Annotated in this window: 11 protein-coding genes; 6 read left to right on the top strand and 5 right to left on the bottom strand. The window is 72.1% G+C overall.

Going from position 1 to position 17,061, the window contains the following annotated elements; all coding sequences use genetic code 11:
* Both NS184_RS02995 and NS184_RS02990 read left to right on the top strand, forming a co-directional pair.
* Positions 1 to 1,227 (top strand): DUF58 domain-containing protein (locus NS184_RS02995; RefSeq protein WP_152998030.1); only part of this gene is annotated, 1,227 nt, incomplete at its 5' end.
* Positions 1,224 to 3,581: a transglutaminaseTgpA domain-containing protein gene (locus tag NS184_RS02990; RefSeq protein ID WP_152998029.1), complete on the top strand. Its 2,358-nt coding sequence runs from the start codon at positions 1,224 to 1,226 to the stop codon at positions 3,579 to 3,581. The genes NS184_RS02995 and NS184_RS02990, both read left to right, overlap by 4 nt.
* Positions 3,582 to 3,635: 54 nt before the next feature.
* On the opposite strand, the gene NS184_RS18175 is transcribed toward NS184_RS02990, so the two are convergent.
* Together NS184_RS18175 and NS184_RS02980 are read right to left on the bottom strand one after the other, a co-directional pair.
* Positions 3,636 to 4,238, bottom strand: coding sequence for a TetR/AcrR family transcriptional regulator (locus NS184_RS18175; protein WP_083513405.1), 603 nt, complete (start codon positions 4,236 to 4,238; stop codon positions 3,636 to 3,638).
* A 308-nt stretch (positions 4,239 to 4,546) separates the two neighbouring features.
* A complete protein-coding gene (locus NS184_RS02980; RefSeq protein WP_058724661.1) occupies positions 4,547 to 5,338 on the bottom strand; it encodes a trimeric intracellular cation channel family protein in 792 nt (263 codons plus the stop codon).
* Between the two features lie 69 nt (positions 5,339 to 5,407).
* On the opposite strand from NS184_RS02980, the gene efeU reads away from it, so the two are divergent.
* From efeU to efeB, 3 genes are read left to right on the top strand one after another with little or no spacing between them, the layout of a single operon-like run.
* Positions 5,408 to 7,006 carry an iron uptake transporter permease EfeU gene (gene efeU, locus NS184_RS02975; protein WP_058724660.1) on the top strand — a complete coding sequence of 533 codons (1,599 nt, stop codon included), beginning with the start codon at positions 5,408 to 5,410 and terminating at the stop codon, positions 7,004 to 7,006.
* The gene (gene efeO / locus NS184_RS02970; RefSeq protein ID WP_058724659.1) at positions 6,993 to 8,219 is read left to right on the top strand and encodes an iron uptake system protein EfeO; all 1,227 of its coding nucleotides are present in this window, start codon (positions 6,993 to 6,995) and stop codon (positions 8,217 to 8,219) included. The genes efeU and efeO overlap by 14 nt, the downstream gene beginning before the upstream one ends.
* Positions 8,216 to 9,511, top strand: a complete 1,296-nt coding sequence (efeB, locus tag NS184_RS02965; RefSeq protein WP_058724658.1) for an iron uptake transporter deferrochelatase/peroxidase subunit — start codon at positions 8,216 to 8,218, stop codon at positions 9,509 to 9,511. Before efeO ends, efeB begins: the two co-directional genes overlap by 4 nt.
* Before the next feature lie 252 nt (positions 9,512 to 9,763).
* On the opposite strand, the gene NS184_RS02960 is transcribed toward efeB, so the two are convergent.
* The 3 genes from NS184_RS02960 to NS184_RS02950 form a co-directional block, all read right to left on the bottom strand.
* Positions 9,764 to 12,109 carry a bifunctional metallophosphatase/5'-nucleotidase gene (locus tag NS184_RS02960; protein WP_058724657.1) on the bottom strand — a complete coding sequence of 782 codons (2,346 nt, stop codon included), beginning with the start codon at positions 12,107 to 12,109 and terminating at the stop codon, positions 9,764 to 9,766.
* An 83-nt stretch (positions 12,110 to 12,192) separates the two neighbouring features.
* Complete coding sequence (locus NS184_RS02955; RefSeq protein WP_058724656.1) at positions 12,193 to 14,007, bottom strand: thiamine pyrophosphate-requiring protein; 1,815 nt, start codon at positions 14,005 to 14,007, stop codon at positions 12,193 to 12,195.
* 141 nt (positions 14,008 to 14,148) lie between these two features.
* A complete protein-coding gene (locus NS184_RS02950) occupies positions 14,149 to 15,303 on the bottom strand; it encodes a Gfo/Idh/MocA family protein (RefSeq protein ID WP_058724655.1) in 1,155 nt (384 codons plus the stop codon).
* A 137-nt stretch (positions 15,304 to 15,440) separates the two neighbouring features.
* Here NS184_RS02950 and NS184_RS02945 point away from each other — a divergent pair, with 137 nt between their 5' ends.
* Complete coding sequence (locus NS184_RS02945) at positions 15,441 to 16,865, top strand: glucose-6-phosphate dehydrogenase (RefSeq protein ID WP_058724654.1); 1,425 nt, start codon at positions 15,441 to 15,443, stop codon at positions 16,863 to 16,865.
* The last annotated feature ends 196 nt before the right edge of the window (positions 16,866 to 17,061 follow it).

Genomic DNA, 17,061 nt, shown 5'->3' with positions numbered 1-17,061 from the left:
ACGAGGCCGATGCCGACCGCCCGGGGCTGGACGCTGCTCGCGGTCGGCATCGGCCTCGTCGGGGGCGGGCTCGTCGGCAGCACGAGCGTCGCCGTGTCGGCAGGGCTGCTGCTGCTCGTCCTGCTCGTGCTCGGCACCGTGATGGCGTTCGTCGTGGCGGCACCGCTGCGTGGGAGTCGGAGTGCCGCGCGGGCAATCGTCCAGGTCGGCGAGGTGTACCGCGAGCGTGTCACCCTGCGGGGCACCGCCCTGAAGTTCGGACCCCGGTCCACCCTGCTCGTGCGGGAGCGACTCGACGACGTCTTCGCGAGCGTGTCCGACGCCGAGACATACGCGACCGTCGGGCCCCGGACCCCGCCGGCCGTGCTCGACGTCGAGGCGCTGGCGATGCACCGCGGGCGTGGTCTCGTCGGCCCGGTCACCATCCGCGTCGAGGACCCGTTCGGACTCCTCCGCATCGACCGACCGGTGGTCCGCGCCGAAGAGGTGGTCGTGGTCCCCGCGTCGACGCCGCTCACCGCCATCGACACCGGCGCCCTCGCCGGTGCGGTGTCCGCGGACGAGGGCCGGGTCGGCCAGGGGGGTTCCGCGGACGACAGCGAGCTCCGCCCGTACCGACCGGGCGATCCGATCCGCCGCGTGCACTGGGGACAGAGCGCCCGGCGCGGCGAACTCCACGTCCGTCAGACCACGCAGGCGCAACCGCCGGAGGCCGTGATCGCACTCGACGTCCGACGGGAGTCCTACCAGGCGCTCGGTCGCGACGACCTCGCCGAGCTGTCCGACCTCGGCGGCGACGCCGCGTTCGAGCACGCGGTCGTCGTCGCCGCGAGCGTCGCCCGCGCGCTCGCAGCACGGACGTCGCGCGTCCTGCTCGTGAGCGACGACCCGGACGGCGTCACCCGGCACGCGGGGGACGCCGGTGGCCTCACCGACGTGCTCGTCGGTCTCGCCGACGTGCAGGTGCGATCCGACGCCCGCGACGTGACCGAGGTGCTGCCGGACGTCCGTGGCCGGGACGTCCACGGCATGACGGCGGTCGTCACCGGCCGGTGCACCGCCGAGCAGGCCGCCGAACTCGTGTCCGCGACCATCGGGTCGAGCCGGGGGATCCTCGCGACCATCGTGCCGCCGGAGCCGGTCGTGCGCGGCATCCTCGACCGCGGTGGCTGGCGCACGCTCGTCGTGCCGGTCGCCGGAGCGTCCGCTCCCGGGAGCATCCGGTGACCGGAACGCAGGCGCCCGCTCGACGGGGCGGAGTCGACGTGCACGAGATCCTCGACCGACCGGACGAGCAGCGTGACGTCCCGAGTGCGTGGATCACCGCCCTCGCGCCCGTGCCCGTCCTGATCGCCGCGCTCGCGCTGCGCCCGCTCGTGCAGGGGATCGCGTGGTGGGTCGGCGGCGTGGTGGTCGCGGCGGTCCTCGTCGCCGTGGTGCTCGCCGTCCGGCGGCGCGCACCCGGAGTCCGCTTCGTCGCGCTCGTCGCCGCCGTGATCGCGTGCTCCTGCGCCGCGGCCCTCGTCAACGACGTGCAACCCCTCGGGTGGCTCGACCGGAACGGCGCGCTCGGCCAGACGATCGCCGCCATCCGGTTGAACCCCGCGCCGCTGCCGCAGACGGACGCCATCCGGCTCATCGTGGTCGTGGCGATCGCCTGGGTCGCCGCAGTGTCGCTGTTCCTCGCCGCCGTGGCACCGACGGCCGCCCTCGCCGCGACGCCGGCGCTCGTGATCCTCATCGTCCCCGGCATCATCACCGGCACGCCCGCGCCGCCCGTGCTCGTGGTGCTCACGGCCGTGGCGTTCCTCGCGATCCTGTGGCTGTCGGTCCGGCCCGTCCAACGCGCCCTGCCCGCGGCCGTCGTCGGTGCGATCGGCCTCGTCGTCGCCATCGGTCTGCCGTCCGTGATCCCCCTCAACGCGAGCTGGCTCTCGGGCGTCACGGGCGCGATCCAGTCGCCGATCCAGCCCGGGCGGCCCGGCACGCTGCTCAACCTCGGCCAGGACCTCCGCCGGCCGAACGCGCTCGAGGTCTTCCGGTACCGGTCGTCGGACGGCCAGCCGGAGTACCTCAAGCTCGCAGACCTCGACGAGTTCGGCACCGGCGACTGGGTCCCGACGGTGACCGACGCGAGTCAGTCGGAGACGGCCGACCAGCAGCAGTGGGCCGTCGGGGTGAACCCGCGACTCTCCACCCGCGGCGACGTCACGATCCGGATCACCGGGCTGTCGAGCAACTACCTGCCCGTGCCGTCCGGCGCCGTGTCCGTCCAGGCGCGCTCGACCAACCTCGACCTGCAGCAGTGGCGATGGATGGGTCAGTCGAACACGCTGCGGTCCACCGGTCAGGCCACTCCACGCGGCGCGACCTACGAGGTGTACGGCGCCTCGACCTTCGCCAACGAGTACCTCGACGCGTTCGCCCGCACGGGCATGCTCGCGCGCGCCGACGGACGCGGGTTCGCGCGGCCGTCCGAAGCGCAGCTCCGGACCGACCTCACGCTCCCGAAGGACCTCCCGAAGGACATCGCGTCCACGGCGTCACGCGTCGCAGCCGGAGCGGGCAACGACTACGAGGAAGCACGCGCGCTGGAGCAGTGGTTCCGGAGCGACCTCTTCACCTACTCCGAGACGGCCCCGGTCGAGCAGGGTTACGACGGCGACAGCATGGACGTCATCAACACCTTCCTCCGCGTCCGGGAGGGGTACTGCGTCCACTTCTCGTCCGCCATGGCGGTGATGGCCCGCACGCTCGGCATCCCGTCCCGCATCGCGGTCGGCTACCGTGCCGGCACCGACCAGGCCGACGGCGAGTACACGGTCTCGAACCGGCAGCTGCACTCCTGGCCCGAGCTGTACATCCAGGGCGCCGGGTGGGTCGCGTTCGAGCCGACGCCCGACTCGGACGAGGCCGCGCAGCCCTCGACGGAGCCCTCCGCGTCCGCGACCCCCGGGACGCCCGACACGCCGCTGCCGGCACCGGACCGCTCCGCGCCGGCCGAGACCGAGCCCTCTGCCACCCCGTCCGCCTCGACGGCGCCGGGTGCCGCGTCCACGTCGGACACCGGCGGCGGGAACGGAGCGCTCGGCCTCGCTGCGGGCATCGTCATCGCCGCGGCGCTCCTGCTCGCACCCGGTGTGGTGCGCGCACTCCGCCGGCGCTCGCGGCTCGCGGCGGTCCGGTCAGGTCGTTCCCCGGCGACGGCTGCGTGGCGGGAGGTCCTCGACGACGTCGCCGACCACGGCTACGCGCCGGGCCTCGCGCCACCGGGCGACGCCGCAGCGGCTGCCCGCACTGCCCGCGCCGTGCTCGGCAGGTTGCGAGGCGGGTTGCCACCGAGCGTCGTCCCGGCGCTCGACCGGGTGGTCGACGCCGTCGACCACGAACGGTTCGGCGTGGCCGGGGCCGGTGCGAGCGACCGCGACGCGCTCGAGCGGGCCGTCCGGGAGGCCCGTGGTGCGCTCGACGCGTCGGTGTCCGCCGGACGTCGGGTCCGGTCGCGCGTGCTGCCGCCGAGCCTGCTGCCGTCGTCGGCGTGGTCGCACGAAGGACGTCGGTCGCGTCGCAGCCCGGCGTAGCGCGGGGCCGCGCGCTGCGAGCGGTCGCGACGCGGCATCCGGTCGTGCGTTCGCTCAGCGTGGGCGGACGACGGCCTCCACGAGCGCCGCGACGACCTCACCGGGGTCGATCCCGGGAAGGGCGGGCGCGTCGAACACGAGGCCGACGTTCGCCGCGATCAGCGCGGTCGCGAAGGTGTCGAGGGGGATGCCCGGGTCGATCTCCGGGTGGGCGCCGAACCACAGGTCGACGAGCTCCTGCACGCCGTCCTGCAGGCTGCGGCGCTGCGCCACGAACTCGGGCATGAGCTCGGGATGCCGCGTGGCGTAGCCGCGGAACTCCGACAGGAGGGCGAACTGCGCGCTCTGGTCGTGGCGACCGAACGCCTGCCGGACGACGTCCCCGATCTGCACGGAGGCGATGTCGGCGTGCACGAGTTCCTGCAACGAGCCGAGCACGAGGTTCGTCGCACGCCGCATGACCTGTGCGACGAGGTCTTCCTTCGAGCTGAAGTTCGAGTAGACGGCACCCTTGCTGAACCCCGCGCGCGCGGCGATGTCGTCGAGCCGGGACTCGTGCACGCCCTGTTCGGCGAACACCTGGGCGCCCGCGGTCAGCAGTCGTTCCCGGACCTCTGCCCGAGGGGTTCGCGAAGTGGGGGAAGCTTCGTCGCTCATCTGATCCTGGTTCGACGGTGCCCCTCGCTCGTCGTCGGGTCGACGGACGTGGAGCGTGTGGTGGTGGTCGGGACCATTCTGGCGGGTCCGACGACCTGTCCGACACACTCGCGTGATCCTGACGTCCCCGGTCCGCGGAGACCTGCCGCGCCGCGCGTCTGATCCCGCGCGGCATCAGCGAAGCCCCCTCGGCACGGTGCTCGTGAACCGCCGCGTTCGGGTCGCGTCGGTGCTCGCTGCTCCGTGCGCCGGACTCGATACCCGGCGGTCTCGATGCTACGCCCGCGCGGCCACACGACGGTAGTCGATTACGTGTCCTGGCTCTCGGCGTCCGCGTCGTGGTGCTCGTGCACGCTGCCGACCCCTGAGCGACGGCCCGGCCGGCGGAGGAGTCGCAGGGCGTCCGGACGCACGACCCGGAGGCCCCGACCGCGGCGGAGCAGGGAGCCCAGCGTCGACTGCGGCTGCCAGTCACGACCGTTCGGCAGCCCCCAGCCGCGCCGCACCGCGCCGTACCGCAGCGCGAGGGAGAGCACGATCGCCGCGACGATGCCGATCGAGGGTGACCCGAGGAACGACGCGACCACCATCACGGCCGAGGCGGCGACGGCGACCGTGGCGTAGAGGGCGTTCCCGCCGAACACCGCGGGCACGCGGCGGAGCAGCAGGTCACGCATCGCACCGCCGCCGACCGCGGTGATCGTGCCCATGATGATCGCAGCGGGCCAGCCGAGTCCCGCGTCGAACGTCCGCTGCACGCCGACGACGGACCAGATGCCGATCACGGCCGCGTCGAGGATCGTGAAGAGGCGGTCCCACGTCAGCTCGGAGAACGACACGAAGAACGCCACGAGCGCGCCGGCGATCGCGACCGGCACGTAGAGCGGGTCGACGAGCGCGACCGGGGGGCCGTTCTGCAGCAGCGTGTCGCGGAGGATGCCGCCGCCGAGGCCGGAGACGAACCCGACGACGAGGAACCCGAAGAGGTCGAAGTCCATCGTGCGGGCGATCGACCCACCGAGCAACGCCGACGCGAAGACACCGGCGAGATCGAGCACGTTCGTGACCGATGCCAGGCCCTCGGCGGTCAGCAGGTTCATGAGAACCATCAAACCCCACGCGGCAGGAGTGGCGAGCCGGGGCTGGGTTAGGTTAGCCTCACCTACGCCATGCTCGCCACACTCGTCATCGGCCTCCGCGAAGGCCTCGAAGCAACGCTCATCGTCGGCATCATCGCCGCGTTCCTGCGTCGCAACCGTGTCTCCCTCACGCCGATGTGGCTCGGCGTCGGCACGGCCGTGCTGCTGAGCGTCGCGGTCGGCTTCGGGCTCCAGCTCGTCGAGCAGGCGCTGCCGCAGGCCGAGCAGGAGGGCATGGAGACCGTCATCGGCGTCGTCGCCGTCGTCTTCGTGACCGGGATGATCGTCTGGATGCGGTCGCACGCGCGGTCGCTCGGGAAGGACCTCGAGGCCAGTGCCACCGCAGCGCTCGGTCGCGGCACGGCATGGGCCCTCGCCGGCATGGCCTTCCTCGCCGTCCTCAAGGAGGGCTTCGAGACGGCGGTGTTCCTGCTCGCGACGTTCCAGGCGTCGAACGACACCGGCTCGGCCGCCCTCGGCGCAGTGATCGGCATCGCCGCGGCGGTGCTCATCGGCTACGGGATCTACACGGGCGGCGTCCGGTTGAACCTGTCGCGGTTCTTCACCGGCACCGGGGTGTTCCTCGTCTTCGTCGCGGCGGGACTCGTCCTCACCGCGATCCGTCACGCACACGAGGCCGGCTGGGTCGTCATCGGTCAGCAGCGCACCGTCGACCTGTCCTGGCTCGCGCCGAACGGCTCGGTCCAGGGTGCTCTCGTCACCGGCGTGCTGGGGATCCCGGCGGACCCCCGCGTCATCGAGGTGCTCGGCTGGGTGCTCTACCTCGTGCCCGTGCTCGCGCTGTCCCTCTGGCCGCGTGCCTGGCGTCCGGCCCCGGCGCGGGTGCCGGTCGTCCGGACGGTCGTCGCGGGTGGTCTGGCGGTCGCCGCCGTCGCGCTGGCCGTCGGCGTCCCGGTCACCGCTGCCTCCACCCCGCGCCTTTCCGACACCGTCCGGCTCGACGGCGACCAGACGAGCCTCACGGCCGAGGTGCACGGGACGGCCGCCGCACTCCGCACCCGGGGCAACGGCTCGCAGTCGGAGGTCGAGCTGCCCGCGTCGACGCACCGCCGTGTCACCCGCGACGGCGTCGCTGCCGACCGCTGGCAGGTCGTCGATGCCGGCGCCTCCGCCGAGCAACCGAGCAGCCTGACACTCGACGACCTCGTCGGCCTGTTCGGGCGCATCCCGGTCGGCATCTCGCCGTCCACCAACCCGGGCCCCTTCACGGCGGAGTGGGCCACGAAGCGGACCACCACCCTCTGGACCGCAGCCGACGGCGTCCTGGACGCGACCGCCTCGGAACGCGACGTGCTCACGCTGAGCGGTGGGGGCCTCCCGTCCGCTCGCACCACGACGCTCGACCGCGACGTGTGGCGCGTCCCCGACGCTGCCGCCCAGCGGGCCGCGGCGACCGCAGCGTCCGCCGCGACCCGGGGCGCCGAACTGCAGCTCTGGGCGGCCTGGCTGCCGCTCGCGCTCGGCATCGCCGCCGCAGCGCAACTGCTGCTCGCGGTCCGCGACCGTCGTCGCACCACAGCCACCCCTGCGCCCGACCCCGACACCACCGCGTCGCGCGGCCCACCCGCCGACGACCCCACGAGGAGCCCCGCGTATGCCGCTCGGTAAGTCCACCGTCCGTCCCCTGATCACCCTCGGTGCCCTCGGCGCAGTCACCGCGCTCGCGCTGACCGGCTGCGCGTCCGGTGCGTCCTCCGCGTCGAGCGACCCGTCCGCATCCGGCAAGGTGGCGCGCGTGACCGTCACGCTGACGAACGACGGCTCCGACGCCTGCGCCGTGTCGACCACGAAGGTCCCGGCCGGCCCCGTGACCTTCACGGTCAAGAACGAGTCGTCGACCGCCATCACCGAGGTCGAGCTCCTCCAGGACCAGCGGATCCTCGGCGAGAAGGAGAACCTCGCACCCGGACTCGACCCCGTGCACTTCACCGCGACGCTGAGCGGCGGGAAGTACCAGGTGTACTGCCCCGGGGCCACGACCGAGCTCACCGACTTCACCGTGACCGGCAAGGTCGCGAACACCGCGAACAGCAGCGCTGCGACGCTCCTCGCGGACGGTACCGAGGGCTACGCGACGTACGTCGACGGCCAGGTCACCGACATGGTCGCGGCCGTGGAGCAGCTCCAGGCCGACGTCGACGAGGGCGACCTCGCCGCCGCGAAGACCGACTACGCGAACGCCCGGCCGTTCTACGAGCACATCGAGAGCGACGTCGACGGCTTCGTGAAGAAGGGCTTCACGGCCACCGACAACGCGGGCAACCTCGACTACCTCATCGACATGCGGGCCTCGAACCTCGACGAGTCCGTGGGTTGGAGCGGCTTCCACGCGGTCGAGAAGGACCTGTTCGAAGGCGGCGCGATCACGGCGTCCACCAAGAAGACCGCCGCGGCGCTGACCGAGAACGTGCACCTGCTCGCGAAGCTCGTCCCGACGCTCGACTACAAGCCCGAGGACCTCGCCAACGGTGCGGCCGGCCTGCTCGAGGAGGTCCAGTCGAACAAGATCACCGGCGAGGAAGAGGCCTACAGCCACATCGACCTCGTCGACCTCGCCGCGAACGTCGAGGGCGCTCGGCAGGCCTTCGCGTACCTCAAGCCCGGACTGACGAAGACGGACCCGACGCTGACGAAGCAGATCGCGAAGCAGTTCGACGCGACGAACGCGCTGATGGACGGCTACCGTGACGCCGACGGACTCGGTGGCTTCAAGCCGTGGACGGGCGAGCTGAAGCGCCAGGACGCGAACGCGATCTCGCAGCAGGTCCAGGCGCTGCAGGACCCCCTGTCCCGGCTGGCCGAGAAGGTCGCCACGGCGTGACGAACGAGCACGAGCACGGCCGGGGCGGCGTCTCCCGCCGCGGGCTCCTCGGCGCCGGCCTCGCCGCCGCCGGGGCCGGTGTCGGCGCCGCGGTCGGCGTCGCCGGCGCGACCGCGGCCACCGGGGTGAACCCCTTCGCAGCGGCCGCGAACGGCGACGAGTCGATCGACCTCTCCCAGGAGCACCCGTTCTACGCGACGTCGTCCGGGCAGCCCCAGGGCGGCATCCGGACCGTTCCGCAGCGGCACTGCGTGTTCATGACGTTCGACCTCTCGACGTCGGTGACGACGGACCTCCAGGTGCTCCTCGCCCGGTGGTCGGCGGCGATCGCGCAACTGCAGGCCGGGAAGACCGTCGGCAGCGTCGAGCCCGCCCACGGGAACGGCGTCGGAGCGGACACGGGGGAGGCCCTCGACCTCGGTCCCGCGTCCCTCACCGTCACGGTCGGACTCGGCCCGGGTGTGTTCGACGAGCGCTTCGGCCTCGCCGACAAGCGACCGGCGCACCTCGCCGCGATCCCGACGCTCCCGAGCGACAACCTCGACGAGCAGCTGACCGGCGGGGACCTCTCGTTGCAGGCCTGCGCGGACGACCCGCAGGTGGCGTACCACGCGGTGCGCGACCTCGCCCGGATCGCCCGCGGGACGGCGACCGTCCGCTGGACCGTGCTCGGCTTCGGACGAGCCTCCGCCGGCCCCTCGCAGTCGACGCCGCGGAACCTCATGGGCTTCAAGGACGGCACGCGGAACGTGTCCACCGACGAGGAGTTCAGCCGCTTCGTGTGGGTCGACGACCCGGGCGACGGTGCCGCCTGGATGCGGGGCGGCACCTACCAGGTCGTCCGGAAGATCCGGATGAACCTCGAGACCTGGGACGCCGACAACGTCGCCGACCAGCAGCGCGTCTTCGGCCGGACGAAGATCGAGGGCGCCCCGCTCTCCGGCGGCTCCGAGCACACCACGCCCGACTTCCACGCGGTGCACGGTGACGGCACGACGAAGATCGACGTCCGCTCGCACGTCGCCCTCGCGGCGCACGAGGCGAACGGGGGCGTGAAGATCCACCGGCGCGGGTACAACTACACCGACGGGCTCAACCAGTACGGGCAGCTCGACGCCGGGCTCCTGTTCGCCGCGTACGTGAACGACCCGGAGCACTTCACGCGGTTGCAGCGGAAGCTCGGTGCCTCGGACCGGCTCAACGAGTACGTCTCGCACATCGGGTCCGGCGTCTTCGCGATCCCTCCGGCGCCCCGGAAGGGCTCGTACATCGCGGAGCAGCTCTTCCGCTGATCCGTCGGGTGCCGCGGTGGTGGGTGCCCTCCGTCGTTTCCCTGGAGACGGAGAGCACCCGCGCCGCGGAGTCCGCACCGAGCGGAACCACCGCCGGCGGATGAGAGATGACCCGGCGCGACGCGTCGCTGTGCGACACGGCCGAGGATACGCTGCTCCGCCCCGGAGGGACAGTGACCTGAACGGACTGGATGGCGGACCGGAGGCGCGGTGCCCGCTGGCACCGCGCCTCCGGTCCGTCCTGGTCGCGCCTCAGTCAGCCGTGCCCGCTCCTGCGCGCAGTGCGCGGCGTCGACGTGCGACCACCAGGCTGGCGATGCCGGCGAGGAGCAGCAGCCCGGCCGCCACGGCCGGTCCCGTGAGCTCGGCGCCGGTGAAGGCGAGTTCGCCGCCGGCCCGGTCCGGGACGACGACGTCGACCGTGCTGTCACCGTCCGTGTCGACGCCCGTGCCGGCTCCATCGTCGACGTCACCGCCGCTGCCGGCACCGGGCGTCGTGCCCGGGTCGGCGGGGTCGGACGGGTCGGTGCCCGGGTCCGTTCCCGGGTCCCCGGCCTCGGCGGCGACCGGGATGGTCACCGCGAGGGTGATCGACTGCCCGTTCGGCAGCTCCACGACGAGTGGCGCGTCCGTCGTGGCCGCCGCGCGCGTCGTCAGGGCTGCGCGCGCCACCCCGGACTGCTCGTCAGCGCTGCCCGGGACGCGGAACGTGAGCGTGGCCCTGCCCTGCTCGTCGGTCTTGTCCTCGATCGTCGGATCGATCGCGGACGAGGCGAGCTCGTCCCCGGCGGCGCTGATCGAGACCGAGCCCGCCTCCGCGGGGTCGTCGGACGAGAAGACCAGTGAGGACAGTCGCACCGTCACCTCGTCTCCCGGCTCGAAGCCGTCGGCGGGGGTCGGGGTGACCGTGACCCCGACGGCGCGCTGGTCAGTCGGTGGCGTGACCACGGGGTTCGCGGTGAAGTAGTCCACCTGGGCCTGCAGGTCGACCTGCCCGGAATCGGCGATGTTCTTGCCCGTCGTGAAGGCGGAGAACTTGTCACCGCCGGTCGACAGGAACGAATTGATCGTGACCTTGAGCGTGTCGGTGAGCGCGATCGGCTCCTCGTTCAGCGTCATGCCCGTGATGCGCTCGCCCCGACCCTTCGACGGGTCGTAGGTGTACGCGAAGCCGTTCGAGACGCCGAGCTTGAGGAACGGCCGGTCGGCACCGTCGGGCTGCCACTGCTGCTCGAGGGCGTCCTTGATCTGCTGCCCGGTCATGTCCTCGGTGACGAGCGTGTTCGCGAACGGCTGGACGAGGGCGGCTTCCTTGTACGTGACGACGCCGTCGGAGTCGTTCGCACCGCTCGACGCGTACAGGATGTCGGTGCGGAGTCCGCCGGGGTTCATGAACGCGACCTGCGATCCGTTGCGCTCGGTCGCGGCCCGCTGCACCTCGGCGATGTTGTTGCCGAGCACCGACTCGCCGCCGCGGTTCTCGGACGTGCGGTCGGACTGCACGGCGCGTCGGAGATCGCCCGTGATGGTGCCGAGCTTCTCCGCGCCCTTCTCGTCGGCCACGGTCTTCGCGTCCGCGACGATCTTCGCGACGTCCTCCGCCGGCTGCGTGTCGGTCGGGACGAGTGGGTCCGTGTTGACGGGCTCCACGTCGGCGGTGATGCTCGTCAGGTTCTTCGCGCTGTCGACGGTGAGTCGCAGGTGCCCGTAGTTCATCCCGTAGGACCCGGTCTGGATGACGGGGCGCAGCTTGCCGGTCGGCCCGGCGACGTCGTGGTCGTAGGAGAAGTGCGTGTGCGCCGAGACGATCGCCGAGACGCGCTCGTCGACGCCCCTGGCGATCTGGGCGAACTTGCTGGTGCCGGTCACGTCGGCGATGTCGCTCGACGCCGCGCCCTCGTGGACGAGGAGCACGAGGACGTCGGCCTCGCCGTTGTCCGGATCGTCGTCCGTGAGCTGCTCGGCGTACCGGTTCACCTGGCTGACGATCGGGGCCATCGCGAGGCCCTCGACGCCGCCGGGGCTGACGAGCCCGGGGATGAGGTCTTCCGTGGTCGCGCCGATGAAGCCGACCTTGACCCCGTCCTTCTCGATGACCTCGAACGGCTCGAAGGCGGGCTCGGTCGTGCCCTCCTGCACGATGTTGGCGGAGACGTACTGCCACTCGGCCGCGGTCTCGATGCGGTCGGTGAAGTCCGTCTGCCCCTTGTCGAGCTCGTGGTTGCCGATCGCACTGACGTCGAGACCCATGGCGTTCAGCGCCTTGATGGTCGGCGCGTCCTGCTGGATCAGCGACGTGAAGGTCGAGGCACCGACGTTGTCCCCGGCGCTCGTGAAGATCGTGTTCGGGTTCGCCTCGCGGTACGCCTGCACGACGTTCGCGAGCCGCGCGGCGCCCGCTGCCTTGTCGGCGGTCGTGCCCTCGGACTCGATGCGGCCGTGGAAGTCGTTGATGTCGACGATGTCGATCGTGGTGTCGCCGTCGGCAGCGCTGGCGACCGACGGCACGGACAGCGCGACGAGGACACCGGCGGTCGCGAGCGCGGCGCCCGTGACCAGGCGCCCACGACGCGTTCGGGAGTGGTGGGAAGTGTTCATCGGCGACGAACCTAGGAGGACGCACAGGCAACACGCCAGACGCCCCCCGAACGCGTCACACGATGTTCACACGAGCAACATGTTCAGTCCCGTCCGAGCGCGCCCTTCACCCGCTCGACCGCCTCCGCGGCCATCGCCTTCGCCGAGTCCTTCACGACGTCGAGCTCGACCGGGTCGCCCTTGAGCAGGCTCTTCGCGGTGTTGATCGCGTACTCCGCGGTGATGTGCGGCGGGAGCGGCGGCACGCTCCGGCTGACGTAGGCGTCGATCACCGTCACGCCCGGGTTCGCGAACGCCCGCTCGACGGCCGCCTCGACCTCGGCGTCGTCGTGCACCGCGATGCCCGTGAACCCGAGGAGTTCGGCGTAGCCGGCGTAGTCCATCGTCTCGACGTCCTGCGAGCCCCGCCACATCGGGTTGCCGTCCTCGGTGCGCATCTCCCACGACACCTGCCCGAGGTCGTCGTTGTGCATGATCACGATGACGAGCTGCTGGTCGGGCCAGTTCGCCATGTACTTCTTCACGGTGATGAGCTCGTTCATCCCGAGCATCTGGAACGCACCGTCGCCGATCGTGCACACCGCCGGCGCGTCCGGGAACGCGAACTTCGCGGTCACGGCGTACGGCATCGCGGCGAGCATGGTCGCGAGCCGGCCGGACATGTCGCCGTGCATGCCCCGGCGCAGACGGATGTGGTGGCCGTACCAGTCGGCCGTGGTGCCCGCGTCGCAGGTGACGGTCACGCCCTCGGGCAGCCGCTCGTTGACCGCCGCGATCACCCGGCGGGGGTTGACGCCGTCGCTGTAGGAGACCTCCGCCTGGCGGGCCATCTCGGCCTCCCACTCGCGCATCTCGTCGGCGAGCTGCTCCTGCCACGAGCGGTCCGCGGTCTGCTCGAGGAGCGGCAGCACGGCGTCGAGCGTGGCACCGACGTCGCCCCACAGGTTGAGCTCGGTCGGGTAGCGCAGGCCCAGCTGCTCGGGCTTGATGTCCACCTGCACACCGCGGGCCTGTCCGCTCTTCGGCAGGTACTCGCCGTAGGGGTAGTTCGTCCCGAGGAGCACGATCGTGTCGCACTCCTTGATCTGCGTCAGGCTCGGGCGTGACCCGAGGAGTCCGACCTGCTGCGTGTGGTACGGCACGTCCGACGGCACGACGTCCTTGCCGCGGAGGGCCGTGATGATGCCCGCGCCGGTCTTCTCGGCGGCGGCGAGGACCTGGTCGGTCGCGCCGCGGGCGCCTGCCCCGACGAGGAACGTGACCTTCTCACCGGAGTTCAGGATCTCCGCGAACTTCCGGATGTCCTCGGCCGACGGGGTGATGCGGGTCGAGGCCGGGACGTCGCTCGAGCGTGACACCCAGTGCTCGGCGGCGGGCTCCTCCCACGCCATCGCCTGCACGTCGTGGGGGAGGACGACCACTGCCGGCTGCTTCCGGAGCATCGCGGTGCGGAACGCGGTGTCGATCACGACCCCTGCGGCGTCCGGCGAGGCGACGGTCTCGACGTAGCACGCGACGTCGGCGAACACCCGCTCGAGGTTCGACTCCTGCTGCGTGAACGACCCGATCGACGCCAGGCCCTGCTGCCCGACGATCGCGACGACCGGCTGGTTGTCCATCTGTGCGTCGTACAGGCCGTTGAGCATGTGGAAGGCGCCGGGGCTCGACGTCGCGACGCACACCCCGACCTCGCCCGTGAACTTCGCGTGCGCGGTCGCCATGAGCGCCGCTATCTCCTCGTGCGTCGGCCGGACGTACTCGAGGGCGCGCTCGCTGCCGTCCGCCTTGCCGAGGGCCCCGTCGAACGCGCCGATGCCGTCTCCCGGGTAGCCGAACACCCGGGTCACACCCCAGGACTTGATGCGGTCGATGACGAAGTCGCTCACGGTCGTACCCATGCGACCAGCGTGCATCCCGGAGGCTGTACGCGTTCAGACCGGAGGCCCGGACCACGTGACCGACGTCGGTCACGTCACCCGGGCCTCCAGTCCGGCGCGGAGCGCTCCGCGTGGCGCGACCCTCGGTCGACCGCGCGACGCTCAGTCGATCGGGTGCCAGGCGCGGTCGCGCGCGCTGTCGAGGACCGCCGCGATGATCGCGGCCGCCCGCGCGCCGTCGGCGAAGGTGGGCAGGCCCTCGGGCGACCCGCCGCGCACGGCGTCGTAGGTGTCCGCGACGAACGCCGTGAACGCGTCGAGGTACCCCTGCGGGTGCCCCGCCGGCACGACCGCGAGGCGGCGCTGGTCCGGGGCGCCCTGCGTCGGGTCGCGCACGATGATCTGGGCGCCACGCTCGGAGCCGAACCAGGCCGACTCGGGTTGCTCCTGGTCGAACGCCGCCGACCCGAGGGTGCCGTCGACCTCGAACCAGAGCCGGTTCTTGCGGCCCGCGGAGACCTGCGAGACGACGACGTTCCCGATGCGTCCGGCCTCCGTCCGGAACGTCGCGACCGCGGTGTCCTCCGTCGTGACGTCGGCGCGCTGGGCGGCGTCGGCGACCGGGTCGGGGTCGGGGGAGCCGGAGAAGGAGGGCCCGGACGCCGCCGGACGGGTCGGGTAGACGACGTCGGTGGCGGCGGAGACCTCGACGAAGCGCTGACCGATGACGAACTCGACGAGGTCGCACCAGTGCGAGCCGATGTCGGCGAACGCGCGGGAGGCTCCGCTCGAGGACGGGTCGACCCGCCACGAGGAGGCGTCCTCGTCGAGCATCCAGTCCTGCAGGTAGTGCCCGTGCACGGCGAGCAGCCGACCGAGCTCGCCCTCTGCCACACGGGCGCGGATCTCACGGACGACCGGGTGGTAGCGGTACACGAACGGCACGGTCGCGACGACACCGGCCTCCGCGGCAGCGGCCACGAGCTCGTCGGCCTGCTCGGGGTCGAGCGCGAGGGGCTTCTCGCAGACGACGTGGATGCCGGCGCGGATGACCGCGAGTGACTGCGGGTGGTGCTGGCCGTTCGGGGTGCACACGTGCACGACGTCGGGAGCGTCCGCGATGACATCGTCGAGCGACGCGTAGCCACGGGGGAGTCCGAGCTGGTCGGCGACCTGGGCGGACCGGTCCGGAGTGCGCCCGAGGACCCCGAGGACCTCGGCGCCCGCTGCCGCTGCCGCGCGGACGTGGACGCCCGCGATCATGCCCGTGCCGATCACCGCGACGCGGAGGCGTCGCCCGTCGTGCTCACTGCTCATGGTGCTCCCTCGCGCCGGACTGCCACCACCGTAGCGGCGCGACCGCGAGCACGCCCGGAGCGGCGTGGGGCGAGCGCGACCCGACGGGAGGGCTCCGGACCCGGCCACCTGCAGGACTCGTGAGTACGGTCTGGGGCATGTCGAGCCTCCAGACCACCCTGCTCATCCTCGGTGCCAGCGGCGACCTCTCCAAGCGGCTGCTGCTCCCCGGTCTCGCCACCCTGCTGGAGGTGAAGGAGGACTGGGACGTGCAGCTCGTCGGAGCCGGCACGGAGGACCTGTCGGACGACGACTGGAAGCGCCTCGTGCACGACGCGTTCGAGAACGCACAGGCCTCGAAGAACGAGGAGGACGAGGGCGCGCACGACGGGTCCGAGCGGCTGAGCGCCCGACTCCGCGCCGTCGTCGAGGCGTCGAGCTACCGCAAGTCCGACGTCACCAGCGCCGATGACCTGAAGGCCCTGCTCGCCGACTGCCACCACGACCCCGCGGTCTACTTCGCGTTGCCGCCGGCCGTCACCGAGAAGAGCTGCGAGGTGCTCGCCGGGCTCGACCTGCCGAAGGGCATCCGGTTCGCGCTCGAGAAGCCGTTCGGGACCGACGCCGCGAGCGCCGAGCACCTCAACGACGTGCTGCACGGGTTCCTGCCCGAGGATCGCATCCACCGCGTCGACCACTTCCTCGGCCGCTCCACCGTGCTCAACCTGCTCGGCCTGCGGTTCGCCAACCGCATCATCGAGCCGCTGCTGTCCTCCCAGCACGTCGAGCGCATCGACATCGTCTACGACGAGACGCTCGGCCTCGAGGGACGCGCCCGGTACTACGACAAGGCCGGCGCCCTCGTCGACATGATCCAGAGCCACCTGCTGCAGGTCATGGCCGTCGTCGCGATGGAGGCTCCCGCATCGATCGACGCCGACGACCTCCGCACGCAGAAGGAGCTCGTGCTGCGCGCCGTCCGCCCCTGGGGCGGCGACGTCGTCGCGGCCGGCAAGCGGGCGCGGTACACGGCCGGGACGATCGGCGACCGGAAGCTCCCGAGCTACGTCGACGAGGACGGCGTCGACCCGTCGCTCGGCACCGAGACGCTCGCCCAGCTCACCCTCGAGGTCGCGAACTGGCGTTGGGCAGGCGTCCCGATCACGCTCCGGTCGGGCAAGGCGCTCGGGCAGCAGCGCCGCGAGATCGTCATCACCTTCAAGGACTCGCCGCACGTGCCGAACGGGCTGACCGGCGCTGAACGGCCCGACCGGCTCCGCATCTGGATCGCCCCGGACGAGATGCAGCTCGAGCTCAACGTGAACGGCCCGGGCGACCCGTACACGATCGACCACACCGCGCTCGCCGTCACCTTCAACCCCGGACGGCTGAGTGCGTACGGCGAGGTGCTCGCCGGGGTCCTCGAGGGCGACGCGACGCTCTCCGTCCGCGGGGACAGTGCCGTGCAGGGCTGGAAGGTCGTCGAGCCGTTCCTCGAGGCCTGGCGCGACGGGAAGACGCCGCTCGACGACTACGCCGCCGGGTCCGAGGGGCCGGACGGCTGGGACAACATCGACGCCTGATCGACCGACCACCGGACGCCGCTCGTCGGCCAGCGCCCGGCAGCGCGCGGGTCCCGGGCGTAGCGTCGGATCGTGACCACCACCGACGACATCCTGCAGATCGTCCCCGATCCCGCCGGCGCCGACGTGCGCGTCGAGACCGTTCGCTACGACCACGAGGGCACGACCCTCGAGGGCGTAGTCGCGAAGGACCTGG

Source organism: Curtobacterium luteum (assembly GCF_001475545.1).
GTDB classification, from domain to species: Bacteria; Actinomycetota; Actinomycetes; order Actinomycetales; family Microbacteriaceae; genus Curtobacterium; species Curtobacterium luteum_A.
The sequence above is the reverse complement of the archived record's forward strand: the minus strand, read 5'-3'. Positions and strand labels throughout refer to the sequence as shown.